This window comes from Pseudonocardia sp. OZ21, assembly GCF_059359135.1.
In genome coordinates, this window is record NZ_JCADBN010000012.1 from 166,473 (window position 1) to 185,605 (window position 19,133).

Annotated in this window: 18 protein-coding genes; 4 read left to right on the top strand and 14 right to left on the bottom strand. The window is 71.3% G+C overall.

The annotated features are described in order from the left end of the window. Nucleotides 1-18 precede the first annotated feature (18 nt). The 5 genes from AC5L35_RS25970 to AC5L35_RS25990 all read right to left on the bottom strand — a co-directional run bounded on the left by AC5L35_RS25970 (nucleotide 19) and on the right by AC5L35_RS25990 (nucleotide 5,008). Nucleotides 19-1,347, bottom strand: coding sequence for an MFS transporter (locus AC5L35_RS25970; protein WP_495062310.1), 1,329 nt, complete (start codon nucleotides 1,345-1,347; stop codon nucleotides 19-21). 103 nt (nucleotides 1,348-1,450) lie between these two features. Beyond that, complete coding sequence (locus tag AC5L35_RS25975) at nucleotides 1,451-2,296, bottom strand: SDR family NAD(P)-dependent oxidoreductase (protein WP_495062311.1); 846 nt, start codon at nucleotides 2,294-2,296, stop codon at nucleotides 1,451-1,453. 123 nt (nucleotides 2,297-2,419) lie between these two features. After that, nucleotides 2,420-3,382 carry a VOC family protein gene (locus AC5L35_RS25980; RefSeq protein ID WP_495062312.1) on the bottom strand — a complete coding sequence of 321 codons (963 nt, stop codon included), beginning with the start codon at nucleotides 3,380-3,382 and terminating at the stop codon, nucleotides 2,420-2,422. A gap of 58 nt (nucleotides 3,383-3,440) precedes the next feature. Continuing rightward, nucleotides 3,441-4,169: a GntR family transcriptional regulator gene (locus AC5L35_RS25985; RefSeq protein WP_495062313.1), complete on the bottom strand. Its 729-nt coding sequence runs from the start codon at nucleotides 4,167-4,169 to the stop codon at nucleotides 3,441-3,443. A 149-nt stretch (nucleotides 4,170-4,318) separates the two neighbouring features. Continuing rightward, nucleotides 4,319-5,008 (bottom strand): hemerythrin domain-containing protein, encoded by a 690-nt coding sequence (locus tag AC5L35_RS25990; RefSeq protein ID WP_495062314.1) that lies wholly within the window; start codon nucleotides 5,006-5,008, stop codon nucleotides 4,319-4,321. Between the two features lie 113 nt (nucleotides 5,009-5,121). Between AC5L35_RS25990 and AC5L35_RS25995 the strand changes: the two genes are divergently transcribed. Continuing rightward, complete coding sequence (locus AC5L35_RS25995; RefSeq protein ID WP_495062315.1) at nucleotides 5,122-5,751, top strand: TetR/AcrR family transcriptional regulator; 630 nt, start codon at nucleotides 5,122-5,124, stop codon at nucleotides 5,749-5,751. Here the strand turns inward: AC5L35_RS25995 and AC5L35_RS26000 are convergent. Then, nucleotides 5,712-7,280 (bottom strand): MDR family MFS transporter, encoded by a 1,569-nt coding sequence (locus AC5L35_RS26000; protein ID WP_495062316.1) that lies wholly within the window; start codon nucleotides 7,278-7,280, stop codon nucleotides 5,712-5,714. The genes AC5L35_RS25995 and AC5L35_RS26000 overlap by 40 nt on opposite strands. 353 nt (nucleotides 7,281-7,633) lie before the next feature. On the opposite strand from AC5L35_RS26000, the gene AC5L35_RS26005 reads away from it, so the two are divergent. Further along, the gene (locus AC5L35_RS26005; protein ID WP_495062317.1) at nucleotides 7,634-8,425 is read left to right on the top strand and encodes a transporter substrate-binding domain-containing protein; all 792 of its coding nucleotides are present in this window, start codon (nucleotides 7,634-7,636) and stop codon (nucleotides 8,423-8,425) included. Here AC5L35_RS26005 and AC5L35_RS26010 read toward each other — a convergent pair. From AC5L35_RS26010 to AC5L35_RS26045, 8 genes are all read right to left on the bottom strand, one after another. Further along, nucleotides 8,412-9,425: an alpha-ketoacid dehydrogenase subunit beta gene (locus tag AC5L35_RS26010; RefSeq protein WP_495062318.1), complete on the bottom strand. Its 1,014-nt coding sequence runs from the start codon at nucleotides 9,423-9,425 to the stop codon at nucleotides 8,412-8,414. The genes AC5L35_RS26005 and AC5L35_RS26010 overlap by 14 nt on opposite strands. Further along, complete coding sequence (locus AC5L35_RS26015; RefSeq protein WP_495062319.1) at nucleotides 9,422-10,399, bottom strand: thiamine pyrophosphate-dependent dehydrogenase E1 component subunit alpha; 978 nt, start codon at nucleotides 10,397-10,399, stop codon at nucleotides 9,422-9,424. The genes AC5L35_RS26010 and AC5L35_RS26015 overlap by 4 nt, the downstream gene beginning before the upstream one ends. A gap of 1 nt (nucleotide 10,400) precedes the next feature. After that, the gene (locus AC5L35_RS26020) at nucleotides 10,401-11,390 is read right to left on the bottom strand and encodes an alpha-ketoacid dehydrogenase subunit beta (protein WP_495062320.1); all 990 of its coding nucleotides are present in this window, start codon (nucleotides 11,388-11,390) and stop codon (nucleotides 10,401-10,403) included. Between the two features lie 42 nt (nucleotides 11,391-11,432). Further along, nucleotides 11,433-12,464 carry a thiamine pyrophosphate-dependent dehydrogenase E1 component subunit alpha gene (locus AC5L35_RS26025; RefSeq protein ID WP_495062321.1) on the bottom strand — a complete coding sequence of 344 codons (1,032 nt, stop codon included), beginning with the start codon at nucleotides 12,462-12,464 and terminating at the stop codon, nucleotides 11,433-11,435. Beyond that, a complete protein-coding gene (locus AC5L35_RS26030; RefSeq protein WP_495062322.1) occupies nucleotides 12,461-13,330 on the bottom strand; it encodes a sugar phosphate isomerase/epimerase family protein in 870 nt (289 codons plus the stop codon). Before AC5L35_RS26030 ends, AC5L35_RS26025 begins: the two co-directional genes overlap by 4 nt. After that, nucleotides 13,327-14,652: a dihydrolipoamide acetyltransferase family protein gene (locus AC5L35_RS26035; RefSeq protein WP_495062323.1), complete on the bottom strand. Its 1,326-nt coding sequence runs from the start codon at nucleotides 14,650-14,652 to the stop codon at nucleotides 13,327-13,329. The genes AC5L35_RS26030 and AC5L35_RS26035 overlap by 4 nt, the downstream gene beginning before the upstream one ends. Before the next feature lie 47 nt (nucleotides 14,653-14,699). Further along, nucleotides 14,700-16,190 carry an ABC transporter substrate-binding protein gene (locus tag AC5L35_RS26040; RefSeq protein ID WP_495062324.1) on the bottom strand — a complete coding sequence of 497 codons (1,491 nt, stop codon included), beginning with the start codon at nucleotides 16,188-16,190 and terminating at the stop codon, nucleotides 14,700-14,702. A gap of 235 nt (nucleotides 16,191-16,425) precedes the next feature. Further along, nucleotides 16,426-17,466 carry a helix-turn-helix domain-containing protein gene (locus tag AC5L35_RS26045; protein WP_495062325.1) on the bottom strand — a complete coding sequence of 347 codons (1,041 nt, stop codon included), beginning with the start codon at nucleotides 17,464-17,466 and terminating at the stop codon, nucleotides 16,426-16,428. Nucleotides 17,467-17,587: 121 nt separating this feature from the next. Here AC5L35_RS26045 and AC5L35_RS26050 point away from each other — a divergent pair, with 121 nt between their 5' ends. Together AC5L35_RS26050 and AC5L35_RS26055 are read left to right on the top strand one after the other, a co-directional pair. Next, entirely contained in the window at nucleotides 17,588-17,974 is a 387-nt protein-coding gene (locus tag AC5L35_RS26050; protein WP_495062326.1) for a VOC family protein, read from the top strand. A 119-nt stretch (nucleotides 17,975-18,093) separates the two neighbouring features. After that, nucleotides 18,094-19,131, top strand: a complete 1,038-nt coding sequence (locus AC5L35_RS26055) for a zinc-dependent alcohol dehydrogenase (RefSeq protein ID WP_495062327.1) — start codon at nucleotides 18,094-18,096, stop codon at nucleotides 19,129-19,131. The last annotated feature ends 2 nt before the right edge of the window (nucleotides 19,132-19,133 follow it).

The following is a 19,133-nucleotide window of genomic DNA, read 5'->3' on the forward strand; positions in this document are numbered from 1 at the left end:
ATCTCCTGCGCTCGTTCATCAAGCCGATCCTGCGGCGACGGCCGCGTCGGCGTCCAACCCGCGACCCACGGTCTCGGGGAGCCACCGGGCCAGCGCGAGGGTGCCGAGAACGGCGACGACGACCATGTACAACGCGGGCAGGGTGCTGCTGCCGGTGCCCGCGGCGATGGCGGCCGCGATCAAGGGGCCCGGCCCGCCGATGAGGGCGAGCCCGAGGTTGAACCCGATCGCGCTGGACGTGGAGCGGGTCTGGGCCGGGAACAGCTCCACGAGCATGCACACGGTCGTGACGCTGACCATGGACTGGAACACCGAGAACAGCACCATGCCGCCGACCACTCCCGCGGCGGTGCCGGTGCCCATCAGCGCGAACGCCGGCACGCTCACGATCGCCAGCCCGGCGCCGCCTGCGAGGTTCACCCGGCGCCTGCCCACCCGGTCGCTCAGCGTCCCCGCCAGCGGACAGAGGACCGCGTAGACCAGGAGACCGATGGCGACGAGCACCAGCGCGCGGGACTCCGGCAGCTTGACGGTGGCGGTCAGGAAGCTGATCACGTAGGTGGCGAGGTAGTAGAAGCCGAGGCCCTGCACGCTGGAGAACGCGAACGTGAGCGCGATAGCCCGCACGTCGCGTCCCGCGCGCCGCACCGGGGCGTCGGTGACCGCTCCCGCCTGCACCAGCCGCTGGAACACCGGCGTCTCGTCGATCCGCAACCGGATCCAGGTGCCGATCAGCGTGAGCGGCACCGCGACGAGGAACGGGATCCGCCATCCCCACGACAGCATCTGCTCCGGGGTGAGGGTCAGTTCGAGCGCGAGCACCAGCATGCCGCCGAAAGCGGTGGCGAGGGCGGCGGTCGCGGACACCACGCTCGCGAAGCGACCCCTGCGGTTCGCCGGCGTGTGCTCGACGAGGAACGCCGCCGACCCGGTCCACTCCGCGCCCGCGGAGAAGCCCTGCAGGCAGCGCAGCAGCACCAGCAGGATCGGCGCGAGGACACCCGCCCCCGCGTAGGTGGGCAGCACCCCGATCAGGGTGGTGGACAGGCCCATCAGGCCGATCGACAGCGTGAGCAGCGCCCGGCGCCCGCGGCGGTCGCCCATGGCTCCGAGAACGAGACCGCCCAGCGGCCGCATGAAGAACGCCACGCCGAAGACGGCCAGCGAGGCCAGCAGCGAGGCGGCCGGGCTCACGCCGGGAAAGAAGAGGCGCCCGAGGGTGGCGGCGAGGAACCCGTAGATGGCGAAGTCGAACCACTCCGTGAAGTTGCCGACGGCCGTGGCCAGGGCGACGACGCGACGTGCCTTCCCGAGATCCGCCTCCGGGTCCTGGACACCCTGCGCCATTGCACTCTCCTCAGTGAGCAGTCGGTCATCCTACTTGATTGCCATACTGTCATACAATCTGATGGCGCGCACGGCGCCGGGTGACGCAGCAGAGCGTCGGTTGTTAGGCGCGGCCCACCGTGGGAGCGGTGCGTGCGTCGAGCGCCGTGGTGTCCCACGCGCCGGCACCACCGGAGGGACGCACGCTGTTGACGATCGACGCGCCGCCATCGATCGAGACCGCCTCGCCGGTCATGTAGGCGGCGTCGTCGCTGAGGAGGAAGGCCACGACGGACGCGATCTCCTCCGGCCTGCCCGCCCGGCGCAGCGGGGTGGTCGAGGCGCGCTGCACCATGTCGGCGCTGCCACCGGGACCCTCGCCCGAACCGAAGAGCGCGGTGGGCACGATGCCGGGCGCCACGCCGTTGACCCGGACACCCAGCGGGCCCCCGTACACCGCGGCGTTGCGCATCAGACCCAGCACGCCGTGCTTCGAGGCGTGGTACGGAAGCAGGTCGGAACTCCCGCGCAGGCTCGCGATGGACGCCGTGATGACGATCGCACCGCCGCTGCCCTGCAGGAAGTACTGGCGGAACGCGGCACGGAGCCCGAGGAACGTCCCCCGCATGTTCACCGCGATCACCCGGTCGAACTCCTCGACGCCGAGATCGGGCAGGGCCGTCGGGGTGCCGGGGATCCCAGCGTTGAGGTGGTGCAGGTCGACCCGTCCGAACCGGTCCACCGCGGCGTCCATGTACCGCTCGACGTCCTCCTCGCGCGAGACGTCGGCCGCCACGCCGATGGCCTCGCCCTCGAGCCGCGCGGCCGTCGCCGATGCGGCGTCGCCGTCGAGGTCGACCAGCACGACGGAGGCACCCTCGCGCGAGAGCCGCGCCGCCGTGGCGCCCCCGATCCCGCCGGCGGCACCGGTGACGACCGCGACTCGACCTGCGAGAGATCCGACCGGCATACCCAACTCCTCAGTTCGCAGCGCTTGCCCGACTGTATGACAATCGGACGAGCGCTGCCAACCGAGATCGTCCGACCGGCCGTGCCGGGTGGACCGGATGTCGGCGGACCGCGGGCGGGCGGCTCAGTGGCCGTCGGCCACCTGGATGGGTTCGAGCTGGTCGAGCAGCTCGACGCGGCGCGACTCGAACTGCTCGGGAAGCTGGAACCTCGACCCGAGCTCCCGCGGCGACTCGTCACACGTCCAGCCGCCTTCGGCATGGGTGACGGCGAGCTCGAACAGCGCACCGCCCGGCGTGCGCACGTAGACGGACTTGAAGTACTTGCGGTCCTTCAGCTCGGAGATGTCGGTGTAGCCGACGCCCTCGATCTCGAACTTCAGCGCGTCCTGGTTCTCCAGGGTCTGGGCGTTCCACGCGAAGTGGTGGATCGTGCCTTCCCCGTACCGCCAGGTGCCGGGCTCGTCCCTGCGGTTGACGACCAGCTCCACCGAACCACCCTGGCCGGGCTGTCCCACCTGGTGCACCACCCGGTCGCCCTCCTCGAGGACGGCCTTGCCGTAGAAGGAGTCGGCGAGGAACTCGACCATGTTCTCGGGGTTGGCCACGTGCACGCCGACGCCGTAGATGCCGTGGATGGCGTACTCCTGCGGAACGCCGCCGCCCGTCCACCCGACCCGGCTGTCGTCGGGCACGCCGACGAGGGCGTACTCGATCCCCGTCGGGTGCCGGAAGAGCAGCCGCCGCTGCTCGAGCACCTCGGCGTTCTCCACCTCCACACCTCGGGAGGAGAGCCGCTGCTGCCAGTAGTCCAGCGAGCCCGACGGCACCGCCAGGTGCACCTCGCGCGCCTGGTTGGTGCCGCGGCGGCCCCGGAGACCCGCCTGCCGGAACGGGAAGGTGGTGACCACCGAGCTCGGATCACCGGCCGCGTTGCTGTAGTAGAGGTGGTAGATCGGTAGGGACCCGTCGAACAGCACGGTCCTCTTGATGAACCGCATCCCGAGGGTGCCGACGTGGAAGTCGACGTCCTCCTGAGCCGGGCCGACCGACAATGTGACGTGGTGGCTGCCGTGGACGTGTGCCATCTCCTCCTCCTTCGAGCCGGACGGCTCATGGTGGGGCGGAACTGGTTGGGGCGGAACGTCAGCTGGTGGCGGCCACGAGCGCGTGCGACGAGTGGCGGACCGCCTCGATACCGGTGCGGGCCGCGGCACGGACGTGCGTGACCATGGCGTCGGCCGCGGCGCCCGCCTCCCTGGCTTCGACGGCCTCGACGAGCATCCGCAGCTCGGCCACGGCCTCCGGCGGCCGGCCGGGACCGGACGACAGCGAGCTCGCCCGCAGCAGGCTCACCCTGGCGTGCAGCTGGGACAGGCTCGCCCGCAACGCCGAGTTGCCCGCACCCGTGAGCAGCACCTCGTACAGCACGTCCTTGGCCTTGAGCACGGCCACCGTGCCCTCCCGGCGCTCGACCACGCTCTCGAGCTGGGTGAACGCGCGGCGCAGTGCGACCACCTGGGCGTCGGAAGCCCGTTCGACGAACTTCCTCACGAGGTGCCCCTCGAGGACCTCGCGGAGCTCGTAGAGCTCCTCGGCCTCCTCGGGCGACAGCGCGACGACGACAGCGCCCTTCTGCGGGATGGTCTTGACCAGCCCCTCGGCGGCGAGCTCGCGCAGCACCTCGCGGATCGTCGTACGGGAGACCCCGGTCATGTCGATCAGCTCGCGCTCGATGAGGCGCTGTCCGGGTGCGAATCGGAAACTGAGGATGGCCTCGCGCAGGACGTCGAGCACCTGGCTGCGGAGGGGCGCTGCCACCCGGCCGATCTGCGCGGCGAGACTCGTCACCTGCTCGCTCCCGGCTTCGCTCACCGGCTCAGCGTACGGCATGATCGTCATACAGGGAGCGGCTATCCAGGCCCGGCTGTTCGGACGAACACCCAGGATCGGACACGGACCCACCATAGCGCTCGAAGATCAGTCGCGCGCCACCCCGGCACGGATCCGGCAGAGCGCCCCCCTTACGCGACCCCGAGCGCCTTGCGGCGCGCCTGGTAGCGGCGCAGCAGCACCGGGCGCAGCCAGCGCACCGGCGGCGGGAAGTTCGCCACGATGGTGTCGTAGCCCGGGGCGGGCTCGGGATCGGAGAGCAGGCCGAGGACGAGGTCCGGACCGGACTTCGGAGCCGCCGCCACGATCGCCGCCCGCAGCGTGCGGATCTCGGCCGGGGGCACCTGGGGGAACAGCGCGCGCAGCACGGGCTCCTCGTCGTCCAGGTGCTCGCCGAGGGCGTCGCGGCAGACGACCGCCTTCGGGTAGCCCCTGTCCCCGGCCACCCGCACCGCCACCCGGCGTTCCGCGCGAGTACGTGCCGCGCCGAGCGCGTCGATGGCCTCGGACAGTGCGGTCAGGTCGGCGTCGAGCTCCTCGTGCTCCCGCGTGAGCCGCGTCAGGTCGTCTGCGGAGCCGGGGAAGAGCCGGCGCAGCAGCGGCCAGAACTGCGCGTCCTCGCTCCGGTGGTGATGGTGGAGGAAGCCGCTGTGCCACCGCGCCACCGACACGAGCGCACGGACGTCAACGGGACCGTCGCCCGCCAGCACCTTCAGCGACTGCGCGAGCAGCGCTGATCCGCGCCGCAGGATCGTGTGCACGGCCAGCAGCTCGTCATACATACGCAGGCCTTCGGCGGGGTCGGGCCGCAGGGCGGTCATGGAACACCTCTGATCAGGACGGGCCGGGCGGCGTGGTTCAGGTAAACGCTTGTTTCAGGTGAATGCCGATGCAATCAATACCCTACGCCTGCACCGACCCCTAGACTGCGCGCATGGCTTCGACGCGCTCCTATCGCTCGCCGCGCCGGGAGAGCGACGCGGCCGACACCCGCCGCGACATCCTGAGAGGCGCCCGCGACCTCTTCGCGGCACAGGGCTACGTCCGCGTCACCGTGGCCGACATCGCCAGGCACGCCGGCATCGCCGTCAAGACGGTGTACGCGAGCGCGGGCACGAAGGCCGACATCCTCACGGAACTGCTGACCGACGCCGTCCAGAACTCGGGCGCGCAGGAGACCCTCGCCGAGGTGCTACTGACCGAGGATCTCGACGCGGCCATGCGCGTGCTCGCCCACGGCACGCGCATGGGCAACGAGACGCACCACGAGACCATCCAGATCATGTTCTCGTCGATGGCGGGCAACGACGTCGCCGAGGAGATCTGGCGGCGGTCGACGACCTACTACCGGGACACCCTCCGTCGTGTCGCCGAGCACCTCCACACGCGGGGGCTGCTCGCTCCCGGCGTGGACGTGGACGCGGCCGCCGACCGCCTCTGGTTCTGCTTCGGGATCACCGCCTGGCGCACCCTCGTCGGCGACTGCGGGTGGACCTACGAGGAGGCCGAGCGGTGGCTGGGCCGTCAGGCCGTCGGGATGCTGGGCGACGCCGCCCGCGCCTGAACGTCCTCGGCGAAGGTCAGCTCAGTGGTCTTGCGCGGCATCAGCAGCACGGCCCCCACGATGACGACGCTGATCGCGAACATCACCAGGAAGACGTTGTGCGTGGCGTCGTAGAGGGCGCTGCGGACGAACGCGTCGACCGGAGAGGCCGGATCGAGGTGCCCACCCAGCACGAGGCTGGTGGCGTCGGCACTCGGTGGCAGGTGGCCGGCCACCGCGGCGGGTGGATGCGCGAAGCGGTTCGCGAGCGTGGCGTTGGCGATCGCCCCGAGTACCGCCACCCCGACGGCGCTGCCCATCGAGCGGTTGAACATGTTCGTGCCGGTCACCAGGCCGCGCCGGTTCCAGCCGACCGTCGACTGCACGGCGACCAGGGTGGGGACCGAGGCGAGGCCCAGACCGATGCCGAGCACGAATGCCGCGCCCGCCGTCTCCCACACCGTCGCCCCGATCGGCAGCAGCGCGATCAGCAACGCCCCGACGACGACGAAGACGCTCCCGATGAGCGCGGTGTCCCGGAAGCCGAGCCGCATATAGATGCGCCCGGCCTGGGACGCCGAGAGGGGCCACCCGACGGTCATCGCCCCCAGCGTCAGGCCGGCGACGAGCGCACCGGTCCCCAGCACGCCTTCGGCGAAGGTGGGCAGGTAGGAGCTCATACCGATCAGCAGAGCCCCGATGACCAGTGACGCCAGGTTCCCACCCACCAGCGTGCGCTTGCTGAACACCCACAGCGGCACCACGGGCTCGACGGCCCGCCGCTCGACGAACACGAAGGCGATCAGCATCGCCCCGCTGACGACGAAGATCAGAATGCCCTGCACCGAGCCCCAGCCCCAGGCCACGCCGCCTTCGAGCAGCCCGAGGATCAGCAGCGAACAGCCGAGGGTGAGCAGCGCTGCGCCCAGGTAGTCGATACGACGCTTGCGGCGCTCGACCGTCTCGGTGAACTTGAGGACCAGCACCACCACGGCGATCGCCCCGACGGGGACGTTGACGTAGAAGATCCACCGCCACGTCAGGTACTCGGCGAAGACCCCGCCGAGGGTCGGCCCGATCACCGACGCCATGGCCCACACGGTGGCGAGGTAGCCCTGGACCTTGCCGCGCTCCTCCACCGTGTACTGGTCGCCGACCATCGTCATGCTGATCGGCTGGACGGCTCCCGCCCCGATCCCCTGGATGGCCCGGGAGATGATCAGGACGGGCATGCTCCACGCCGCGCCGCAGAGCACCGAGCCGAGCAGGAACACCGCGATGCCCCAGAGCATCACCGGCTTGCGGCCCAGGACGTCGGCGAACTTGCCGTAGAGCGGGACGGTCACCGCCTGGGTGAGGAGGTAGATCGAGAACAGCCACGGGAACTGTTCGAAGCCGCCGAGGTCGCTGACGATGGACGGGACGGCCGTGGCGATGATCGTGCTGTCGAGGGCCACGAGACCGGTGCTCAGCATCACCGCGATGAGGACCGGCCCGCGCTCCGAGCGGAGGCCGATCCCCTTCGTGCCTGAGGGGACCACTCTGGTCACTGCTGGAACTCCTTGGAGGACGTCGGAGAGCAGGAAGCTGAGAAACGCCCGCTTCTAGTTCGCAATGCTAGTTATTTTAAGGCCCCTGTCGCCTTCCTTCTGGTCCGAGTGGCGCGGCACACCCCGCCACCGCTCCACGGCACATCCGGGCCGTTCCGGCCCACGGCCCGGACCCCATGGGGTGGTCCGCTGAGTGGCACAGTGAGCAGCGTCATATCCCGGGCCGACGCCCAGCTGAGGGCGTCGCCGCCGCCGAGCGGCCCGAATTGCGCGGTTATTTGTTTCAGCCATTGACGCTCGGACTGCTAGGTATCGATCTCATGAAAAGTCCGTGGCGTAGATGTGCCTTTGCCGTGACGGCCGCCGTTGTTGCGACGCTGGCCGCGGCGTGTGGTTCGACGGCGTCGGCCGCGGCGCCGGCACAAGCGCCGAACCTCGCCGACATCATCAAACAGGGCACGGTGCGGGTCTGCAGCACCGGGGACTACCGGCCGTTCACCTATCGCGATCCGCAGGGGCACTGGAGCGGAATCGACATCGAGATGGCCCAGAACATGGCCCAGCGCCTGGGCGTCGGGCTGGACCTCGTCCAGACGACGTGGGGCACCGTGCTGAAGGACCTGGGCACGAACTGCGACATGGCGATGGGGGGCGTCAGCGTCACCCTCGACCGGGCGCAGCACGCGCTCTACAGCGCCCCCTACCTGCGTGACGGCAAGGCGGCCATCGTCCGTTGCACGGACCGCTCGAAGTATCGGACATTGGCCCGGATCGATCAGCCGGGAGTACGCGTCGTCGTGAACCCGGACGGCACCAACGCCGATTTCGACAAAGCGAACATCCACCTCGCCACGGTCGTGAACTTCCCGGACAACAACACCATCTTCGGCCAGCTCCTCGACAAGAAGGCAGATGCGATGATCACGGACGCCAGTGAGGTGCGGTGGCAGACGAAGACGAACCCACAGCTCTGCGGGGAGAGCCTTGACCATCCCTTCACCTTCGAGCAGAAGGCCTATCTGATCCCGCAGAGCGATCCGGCCATGCAGCAATGGGTCGACGAGTGGCTGAACATCGCGCAGAACGACGGCACGTACGCGGCGATCAGCAAGAAATGGACGGGTCAGGTGATCAGCGCGACCTGAGGTCCGTACCGGGGTCACTGCGGCCGAGCGTCGCGAGCACGGCGGCCCGCACCTCGGCCGCACCCGGCAGGTACGCGTCCTCCAGCGGCGGGCTGACCGGGATCGGCTGGAACGGCGCGCCGACCCGCTCGATCGGGGCGTCGAGATCGTCGAAGCCCGCGTGCTGGACGGCCGCGGCGATCTCCGCGCCGAAGCCCCCGTGCTGCACCGCCTCGTGCGCCACGACCAGCCGGTTGGTGCGCCGGACCGACTCGAGGATCGTCTCCAGGTCGAGCGGGACGAGCGTGCGCGGGTCGATCACCTCCACCTCGATGCCCTCGGCGGCGAGTGCCTCGGCCGCCGCCAGTGCCTCGTGCACCAGCCGCGACAGCGCGACGACGGTGACGTCGCGGCCGGGACGCAGGATCGCCGCCCTCCCGATCGGGACCGGCGGGGTACGGACGGGCACGGTCTCCTTGCGGAAGTACAGCGTCTTGTTCTCGACCACCACGACGGGCCCGGGCTCGGCGATCGCGCTGGCCAGGAGCCCGGCCGCGTCGACGGCCCGGCTGGGCATCACGACCGTCAGTCCCGGGACGTGGGTCAGCCAGCTCTCCATGCTCTGGGAGTGCTGCGCCCCCGACCGGTGCCCCGCACCGCCCTGGGTGCGCAGCACCATCGGGACGGTCAGCTGGCCGCCCGACATGAAGTGCGCCTTCGCCGCCTGGTTGAACAGCTGGTCCAGCGCGAGGGTGATGAAGTCGATGTACATGATCTCCAGCACCGGCCGCAGGCCCGACTGCGCGGCCCCCACGGCGATCCCGCAGATGGCCGCCTCGCTGATCGGGGTGTCGAGCACCCGGTCGGTGCCGAACTCCTCGGCGAGCCCGGCCGTCGTCGTGAACGGCCCGCCCGCCGTGACGTCCTCGCCGATCACGAACACGGTGGGGTCGACGCGCATGGCGTCACCGATCGCCCCCGCGACGGCTGCCGCGTAGGTCGTTTCGTGCGTCTCACTCATGCCTTGCCTCCGGCCCGCACCAGCGATGCCGCCAGCGCCCCGTCGGGGAACGGGCTGCGTCGCGCCGTCTCCACGGCCTCGTCCACCTCGGCCCGCGCCGCCGCTTCCAGCTCCACCGGGTCGCCATCGGCCAGCCAGCCGTCCGCGGCCCCCTGGCGCTGCAGCCGCAGGATCGGGTCCTTCTCCTGCCACTCCGCCTTCGAGACGGCCTCGCGGTAGCGGTCGGGGTCGCCCTCGTAGTGCCCGCGCAGCCGGTGGGTGAGGCACTCCAGCAGCGCGGGCCCCTCCCGCGCCCGGACGCCGGCGAGCATCCGCCCGAACACCGACCACACGGCCGCGAAGTCGTTGCCGTCCACCGTCTCGCGCGGCAGGTCGTACGGGGCGACGACGTCGCTCACCCGCTCGACGTTCGTGTGCGCCGAACGCGGGCTGAACTCCGCGAAGCCGTTGTTCTCGCACACGAACACCACCGGCAGCTTCCACAGCGTCGCGATGTTGATCGACTCGTTGAACTGCCCGGCCTGCACCGCGCCGTCGCCGAAGAACACCACGGCGACGGCGTCGCCGCCCCGCATCCGGGCGGCCAGCGCGCTGCCCAGCGCCATCGGGATGTTGCCCCCGACCACACCGGTGGCCCCGAGCATCCCGTGCTCGACGTCCACGAGGTGCATCGAGCCACCGAGCCCCTTGCACAGCCCGTCGACCCGTCCCATCAGCTCCGCGAGCAGGGCCTGCAGTGGCGCACCCTTGGCCAGGGTGTGCCCGTGGGCCCGGTGCCCGCTGTAGACGGCGTCGTCGTCCCGCAGCTGACCACAGACGGCGGCGGCCACGCCCTCCTGCCCGACGGACAGGTGGATCAGGCCGTGCACCTCCCCGGCCCGCTTGAGCTGCCCGACGCGCTCCTCCATGGCCCGGATCCGCCACATGAGACGCAGGGCGTCCCGGAGCTGTTCCGGGCTCGGCGTTCCGCTCACGTCAGGCCACGACTCCCGCTCCGAGCACCTTCCGGACGGCGGTGACGATCTTGTTCTCGTCCGGGAGGATGTAGTCCTCCATCGGCTTCGAGTACGGGATCGACGCGTTTAGGGCTGTGACCTGCACGATCGGCGCCCGCAACGACGAGAACCCGTGCTCGGCCACCTCGGCGGCGATCACTGCCGACACCGACGAGTGCCGGGTCGCCTGGTCGACGAGCACGAGCCGGCCGGTCTTCGCCACCGACTCCAGCACCGTGGCGGTGTCCAGCGGAGCGATCGTGCGAGGGTCGATGACCTCGGCACTCACCCCCTCGGCAGCAAGCTGCTCGGCCGCACGCAGGGCGTGGCCGACGGTCCAACCGGTGGCCACGAGCGTGACGTCGGCGCCCTCGCGACGGACGACCGCCTGCCCGAACGGCACCAGGTGCTCGCCCTCGGGCACCGGCCCCGTCTCCAGGGTCAGCAGGTAGTGGTGCAGGAACAGAACCGGGTTGTCGTCGCGGATCGCCGTGGCCATCAGCCCCTTGGCGTCGGCAGGCGTGGACGGCAGCGCCACCTTGAGGCCGGGGATGCCCATGAACATCCCGTAGATGGAGCCGGTGTGCTGGCCCGCCCAGCCCGCGGTGAAGCCGTAGCCCGCCTTCAGCACCAGCGGCGCCTTCACCTGACCGCCGGACATGTAGTGGAACCGGTTCGCCTCGTTCACGACCTGGTCCATGGCCACGAGGAGGAACTCGGCCATCGTGCAGTCGACGACCGGCCGCTTGCCGGCGAGCGCCGCACCCGCCGCCATGCCGATCTCGGCGGTCTCGGAGATCGGCGTGACGCGCACGCGGCCGTCCCCGAAGGCCTTCACGAACGGGTCCTCGGGGTTGTTGCCGACGCTCTGGCCGAAGAACACGACGTCCTCGTCGCGGGCCATCTCCTGGTGGATCGCCTCGTTGATCGCGGCGATGTAGGGAATCTCGCGGGTCGTCTCGTTCGTCATGTCGGGCTCCCTCAGCTTTGATGTGCGTTCCGCAAGCTCCACTCAGGCGTGGACGTAGGTGAGCGCCTCATGGGGCTCGGGGAACGGGCTCTCCAGCCCGAAGTCGACGGCGTGCTGCATCTCCGCCCGGGCGGCCTCGGCGATCTCGGCGGCCCGCTCGGCCGTCAGCACGCCGGTCTCGACCAGGTGCGCCCGGAACCGCGGGATGGGGTCGCCGCGCTTGGCGGCCTCGTACTCCTCCACCGCGCCGTACTTGGAGATGGCCTCGTGCTCCGGGTAGTGCAGCGGCACCCCGGGCGGGGCGATCGAGTTGCCGTGCGCGGACAGCCGGTACACGAGCGACTCGATCAGCGTGGGGCCCTCCCCCGCGCGGGCCCGGTCGACCGCGGTCGCGACGGCCTCGTGCACGGCCAGCGGGTCGGAGCCGTCCACCGTGACACCGGGGATGCTGTAGGCCTTCGCCTTCATCGACAGCGGCTCGCCCGCCGCGGCGTTCGCGTCCTCCTGCTCGGTGCGCACCGTCGCGGAGAAGCTGTTGTTCTCCATGATGAACACCACCGGCAGCTTCCACACCGCGGCGATGTTCAGCGACTCGTGGAACGCCCCCTGCTTGGACGCACCGTCGCCGAAGAACGTGAGCACCACCTCGCCGCGGCCACGCAGCTGGGCCGCGTAGGCGGCGCCGGTGCCCTGCGGGATGTTCTGCCCGACGATCCCGGACGTGCCCAGGAAGCCGCGCGCGGGGTCGGCGAGGTGCATCGACCCCCCGTAGCCCTTGCAGATGCCGCCCGTACGGCCGTAGATCTCGGCCATCAGCGCGGCGGTGTCGCTGCCCAGGGCGATCGGGTAGCCGTGGCAGCGGTAGGTGGCGAACACCTGGTCGCCGTCGCGGATCGCGCCGACCGAGCCCACGACGGACGCCTCGGCCCCGTCGGCGAGGTGCGTGTGCCCGCGGATCACGCCGGGGTGCTCGGCGAACGTCCGCTTCACCCGCTCCTCGAACTCCCGGATGCGCACCATCTGCGAGTACAGCTCGACGAGCCGCTCCGGCGGGAAGCCGTGCGCAGCACTCATGCCTTCAGTCCCTTCTCGATCTGGGCAGTGGACGTCTCGACCGTCCGACGGAACATCTCCGGCAGGGTCAGGGCGCGCAGTGCGTCGGACAGCACCTCGACACCCCATGGGCCGGTGTAGCCGAGGTCGGCGAGGGCCCCGACGTAGCCGGGGATGTCGAACTCGCCCTCGCCGGGCAGCCGGCGGAAACGCGTGGTCTCGTGCGTGTGGTCGGGCATGTTCTCCTGCATGCCGTCGCTGAGCTCCACGTAGGTGAGCAGGTGACGCGGGATCGCCCGCAGGTCGTCCGGGGAGATCCGCATCTTGCCCAGGTGCCACGTGTCGATCGCGATGCCGCCGTTGGGCGCCCCGGCCCCGCCCACGATCTGCAGCACCGCCTCCAACGACGCCGCGTTGACGTCGAAGGGCATCAGCTCGTAGGTCAGCGGAGCGGCGTGGCGGTCCGCCGCGTCGGCGCACAGCTCGCCGAACGCCTCGGTGAGCCGGTCGATCGTCGCCGGCGTCCGCTGCAGGTTGCCGATCTTGATGTGGTGGGCGCCGAGCGCGGCGGCGGCGTCGAACAGCAGGTCACGCTGACCGTCGGACGCCACGCGCTTCTCGTCGCCCGGCGCCACGAACCAGTCGTTGAGGAACTCCAGCTCCAGATGCACCAACCCGTTGTCGTCGAAGATCTGCTTGATCTCGGCCAGGGTGTAGCGCTCCAGCAGGTGCTCGAGGTCGGTGTGCCAGAGACCGAGACCGCTCATGCCCACGCGCTTCGCCTCGGCGCACCGGTCCGGCCAGTCGAACAGGCTCCACTCGCGGCCGGTCCGGATCTCGACCGGGCCTGCCGTGGTCCAGTAGGCGCCCAGGATGTCGACGCTCATGCACGCTCCTCACTCGTCGTCGGGTGGTCGAGCAGCACTGCGAGCGGCCGTTCCAGCAGCTCGACGAGGCGGCGCAGGAACCGCGCCGACTCCGCCCCGTCGAGCACGCGGTGGTCGCTGGTCAGGGTGAGGGTGAGGACCGGCCGGACCTGCACCTCGCCGTCGATCTCGCGGGGCAGCCTGCGCAGCGCCCCGACGGCCAGGATCGCCGCCTGCGGAGGGTTGATCACGGCCTCGAAGACGGTGACCCCGAACATGCCGAGGTTGGACACCGTGAACGTGGCGCCCTCCAGGTCGGCGGGGCCGATCCGGCCGCTGCGCGCCAGCTCGGCCAGCTCGCGCGTGCGCACCGCGATCGAGGTGAGCGAACGGCTGCCGGCGTCGGTGACCGTGGGCACCAGCAGTGCCTCGGCCGTGTCCACGGCCACGCCGATGTTCACGCGCTCGAACATCGCGACCGTGCCCTCGCGGTAGGACGAGTTGACCCGCGGGTGCTCCCGCAGCGCCCGGCCGCAGGCCGCCACCACGAGGTCGGTGACCGTCGGGACGACGGTGCCGTCCCCGAGCTCGGCGATCCCGGAGCGCAGCTCCAGCGCCCGGGTCATGTCCACCTCGGCGGTGAGCGGGAACGAGGGCACCGTGCGGGCCGACTCGGCCATCCGGTCGGCCGTCAGCCGGCGGGCCCGCGACAGCTCGACGACCGTGACGCGTCCGCGCAGGTCGGGGCCGGTGTCCGCCCGCGCCGCGGGGACGCTCTCCTGGGCAGGGGCGGATCCGTTGAGCGCGGGCGCCGGTCCCGCGTCGGCCGCGACGGCCGCCGCCGCAGCCTCGATGTCCGCGCGCACGATCCGGCCGCCGGGACCGGTCCCCCGCACCCCGGCGAGGTCGACGCCCAGCTCCTTCGCCCGGCGACGAGCCAGCGGCGATGTCGGTACCCGGTTCGCCCGGCGCGGGGCGCCGGCCGCGGGCGGGGCGTCCGGCGCCGCAGCCGCCGGGTCCACGGAGGGCGGCGACGCGGGGGCCGGGGCCGCGGGGGGCGGTTCGGCAGCCGCGGCAGGAGACTCCGCGGCCTGCGACCCGCCCACCCGTGCGATGACCGCACCGACCGGGAGGGTCGCACCCTCCTCGGCCAGGATCTCCAGCACCCCGGCGGCATCGGCCTCGAAGCTCACCGTCGCCTTGTCGGTCTCGATCTCCGCCAGCTCGTCGCCGCGCTCGACCTCCGCACCCGAGGCGTGCAGCCAGCGGACGATCGTGCCCTCGGACATCGACTCCGACAGCCTCGGCATGCGCACCTCGAGCAGGCCGTCGGAGTCACCCACGCGCGTTCACCATCCGGTCCTTTCCCCTGCGGGCCCGCGGCCGGGCGTCACCGGTCCAGCCACAGCGACCCGTAGAACAGGTCGCGCGACAGGTACCGGTCGATGCCCTTGACGTCGGGTTTCGTGATCGTCGAGAGGTAGCTGCGGCTGAGCCACGCCACCGCGATGTCCTGGTTGGAGAGCAGCTCCACCTGCTGGTAGTCCTTCGCCCGCTGCGCGGCGTCGGTGGTGGCACCCGCCTCGTCGAGCAGGCGGTCGACCTCCGGGTTGGAGTACTTCCCGTAGTTGACGTTGCCGTCCGAGCGGAGCAGGCGGGCGGCACCCGGGTACGGGTAGTCGAACGTGTTGACCCAGCTGATCAGGTTGAAGTCACCGCTCTGGATCACCCGCGAGGTGAACTCGGCCAGGTCGTAGAACTTCAGGTCCACGGTGATGCCGACCGCGGCCATCTGGGCCTGCACGAACTCACCGAGCGAGACCTCGCTGCGGCTGGTGCTGAAGGAGAAGGACGCCTTGCCGCCGGAGGCGACGTAGTCCTGCACGAGCTGCTTGGCCTCCTCCGGGTCGTACTTCGGCCATGCGGCCGAGGACTCCGGGCTGTGGTACGGGCTGTCGTCCTGGAAGAGCCCGTCGGCGCCGATCAGCTGGCCCATGTACTGGCTCGCGCCGAGGGCGTTCAGGTCGATCGCCCGGACCACGGCCTCCCGCATGCGGCGGTCGTCGAACGGCTTCTGCTGGAAGTTGAAGTAGAAGAAGAACCCGCCGTTGCCGGGGCCGTAGTAGACCTTCAGGTTCGGGTTGCCGAACGCGCGCACCAGTTCGTTGTTGTACCCGCCGTAGATCATGTCGACGTCGCCGTTCTGCATCGTCGAGTAGCGGGTCTCGGTGTCGGGCAGCGGCCGGAACTCGATCGAGTCCAGGTAGGGCTGCCCGGCCTTCCAGTAGTTCGGGTTCTTCTTCAGGATCATCTTGTTGTCGCGGACCCAGCTGTCCATCACGAACGGGCCCGCGCCGACCGGGTGGTTCGCGATGTCGTCGCCGTACTGCGCCAGCGCGGCAGGCGAGACGATCATGCCGAGCGAGCCCGCGTTGAACGCCTGGGCGAAGAACACGGGGAAGTCGCCGAGCGGCTGCTTGAGCGCGAACTCGACGGTCAGCGGATCGACGGCCCGCATCGAGGCGATCGTGTCGGCGTACGCGTGGGCCGGGGACGTCGGCTTGTCGATGTGCCGCTGGGTGTTGACGATCACCGCGTTCGCGTCGAGAGCGGTGCCGTCGGAGAACTTCACGCCGTCCCGCAGGCCGAGGCGCCAGGTCAGGCCGTTGTCGGCGCTGTTGATCGACGACGCCATCCACGGCTGCACGGTGCCGTCCGGTCCGATCCGGAACAGCAGGTCGTAGATCGCCTGGGCGACGACGTTGCCGTTCTGCCGGGCCGGGTCGAAGCTGACGATCTCCCGGTCGTTGCCGATGATCAGGTTTCCGCCGGTCTTGGGGGTGCCCTCCGCCGCCAGATCACCGCCGTAGGGATCCAGCACGCGGACGCTCGTGGCAGCGTCGGTCGCTCCCCGGGTGTTCGCCCCCACTGCCCCGCAGGCAGCCAGCAGTACCGCGCAGAGAACCGCGCACACCGCTGTGCCGCCCCGGGACGGCCGTGATCGCCAACGCATCGCCCACACTCCTCGTCGAGTTCCGGCGGTTCGGAGACTCCGCGGGTACGAGGAGGAAGCCTGGGTCCCGGGCACCGGGTCAGGCCATCGGCTGCGCGCCGGATTACTTGCCGATGCGCGCAGGGGGGCGGGTCGCGCCGGTCGCCGCCCGCCGGACGTCACGCGGGGCCACTCCGTACTCGCGCTTGAAGGCGTGCGAGAAGTGGGTGGCGTCGGAGAAGCCCCAGCGGAACGCGATCTCGGTGATGGAGCCTGCGGACGGTTCGGCGAGGTCCTCGCGGCAACGGGCCAGCCGGGCGCGCCGCACCAGCGCCGCCACCGACTCCTCGGTGTCCTCGAACACGGCGTGGAGGGTGCGCAGCGACACCGACAGGGCCCTGGCGATCGTCTCGGGACCGAGCGCGGGGTCGGTGAGGTGCGCCCGCACGTACCGGCGGGCCCGGGCGCGCAACGCCTCGCGGCGGGCCGTGCGGGCCTGCGGAAGCTCCGGCTCCACCACCGCGCGCAGCAGTTCCAGCACGACGTCCCCGGCCGTGGCGGCGGTGCGCTCGTCGAGGTCGGGCAGCTCGTCGGCCAGTGCGTTGACGTAGCGCACGAGCAGCCGGGTGCCCGGCCGGTCGGCGAGCCACGGCAGCGCCTCGACGTCGGCGAAGCGCGGGCTGACCGCGTGCACCAGCTCCCGCGGGAAGATCAGCGTGCGCTTCGTGAGCGGCTCGAGGACCTCCACCCCCACGGCGCGCGCCCCGTCCCACATGCCCACGGCACCGGCGGCCAGCACGTGCTGCTGCGTCCGCGACCTCGTCACCCGCTCCGCGCCGCGCAGCACCAGCTGCAGCCCGATCCACCCCTCGCCCGTGTCGCCCATCACCGCCGTGCTGCGCCGCCCGGCGAACTGCGTGCACACGCAGTCGACCAGGTGCAGCTGTCCGAGGCGGTGCCGTTCGACGCTCCCGACGAACCCCGCGGCGTCCTTGTCGGGGAACCGCACGTCGAACGCCACGTGCGTGGCCGCGAGGACGTCCTCCCACTCGGCCTGCCACTGCGCGCTGCTCCGGCGTCCGCCGCCCACCCGCCACCGCTCGGCCCCGAGCGGCCCGGCCGTCATCAGCCCGTCCGGCATCGACTCGTCCGACAAGGCAGCCATCGCCCGGCCCCTCTCCTCGCATCGTTGCGTTCGCCGGCGCTGCGCCCGATCACCGGCTCCCGCCAGACTGACCCACCACACGGACGTGTTCAACACCCCCAGGGCAACGATGATGTCCGCCATGCCCGGAACACCGCCACGGATGACCCTGACCGCCACCGTCCTCGACGCCCCCGACGCCAGGGAACTCGCCGCGTTCTACCAGCGACTACTCGGGTGGCAGGTGGGGACCGACGAGCAGCACTGGGTGACGCTGCGGGCGCCCGGCGGCGGCGCGGGCCTCTCGTTCCAGACCGAGTCCGCCTACGTGCGGCCGACATGGCCCGCCCGGCCGGGCGACCAGCTGATGCTGGCACACCTCGACATCGCGGTCGACGACCTGGACGCGGCCTGCGCCCACGCCGTGGATACCGGGGCCGTGGTCGCCGAGCACCAGCCCCAGGACGACGTGCGGGTGTGCCTCGATCCGGCCGGGCACCCGTTCTGCCTGTACGTGCCCACCCCGTAGGCCCGGGAGCTCCTCCCCTGGCTCTGCGCGCACCGGTTCCTGCCGATTCGCGCGCGGTGGCCCCCGGCGTCCGGACCGCGGCCTAGCATCCCGGACGGAAGCGACCAAAGGGGGCCGACATGCTCGCCGGGGTGTTCAGGGGTGCCGGGCGGATGCCGGTCGAGGAGGTGCCCGACCCGGTCGCCGGACCTCGTGACGTCGTGCTCGACGTGCGCGCGTGCGGGGTCTGCGGGTCGGACCTGCACAGCTTCCGGTCGGGCGCGCACGCCCGCGACGGGCAGATCATGGGCCACGAGTTCGCCGGAGCGGTGCTCGACGTCGGGCGCGACGTCGACGGCATCGCGGTGGGCGACCGGCTCACCAGCCTGCCCATCCAGCCGTGCGGACGCTGCCGCCGGTGCCTCGGTGGCGCCCCGCACCTGTGCGAGGTGTGGACCACCCGCAGCATCGCGTTCGGCCTGCCCGGCGCGTTCGCGGAGCGGCTGCGCATCCCCGACGCCGTGCTCGGCGGGAACGTGCACCGCCTCCCGGACAACGCCGAGTTCACCGACGGCGCGCTGATCGAGCCGACGGCGGTGGCGGCGCACGCCGTCCGGCAGGCACAGGCCAGGCCCGGCGAGCCGGCGGTGGTGCTGGGGCTCGGCACGATCGGGCTCCAGGTCGCGCAGATCCTGCTGGCGGCAGGAGCCGCCCCCGTCATCGGGGTGGACCTGTCCCCGCTGCGCCGCGAGATCGGGGCCCGGCTCGGCATCACCACGGTGGACGGGGCAGGCGGCACCGGCGCGCTCCGCGCCGCACTGCACCACCACCTCGGTGAGCGCGAGGTGCCGCTCGTGGTGGAGGCGAGCGGGGCGGCCCCGCTGGTGGCCACGGCGGTGGAGCTCGTCCGGCCCCGCGGCACCATCGTGCTCGTGGCGCTGTACCACCGCCTCACGGAGTTCGACGCGATGGCGGCGGTGCAGCGGGAGATCACGTTGCGCGGCAGCGCGAACGTCACCTCGGAGGACTTCCGAGACGCGATCTCGCTGCTCGGTCAGGGCCGGGTGCGGATGCAGCCGCTGATCACCCACCGGCTGCCGCTCGAGGAGGTCGAGCAGGCGTTCCGCACCCAGGCCGACGCCGAGGCCTCGGTCAAGGTCATGGTGACCCAGGGCTGAGC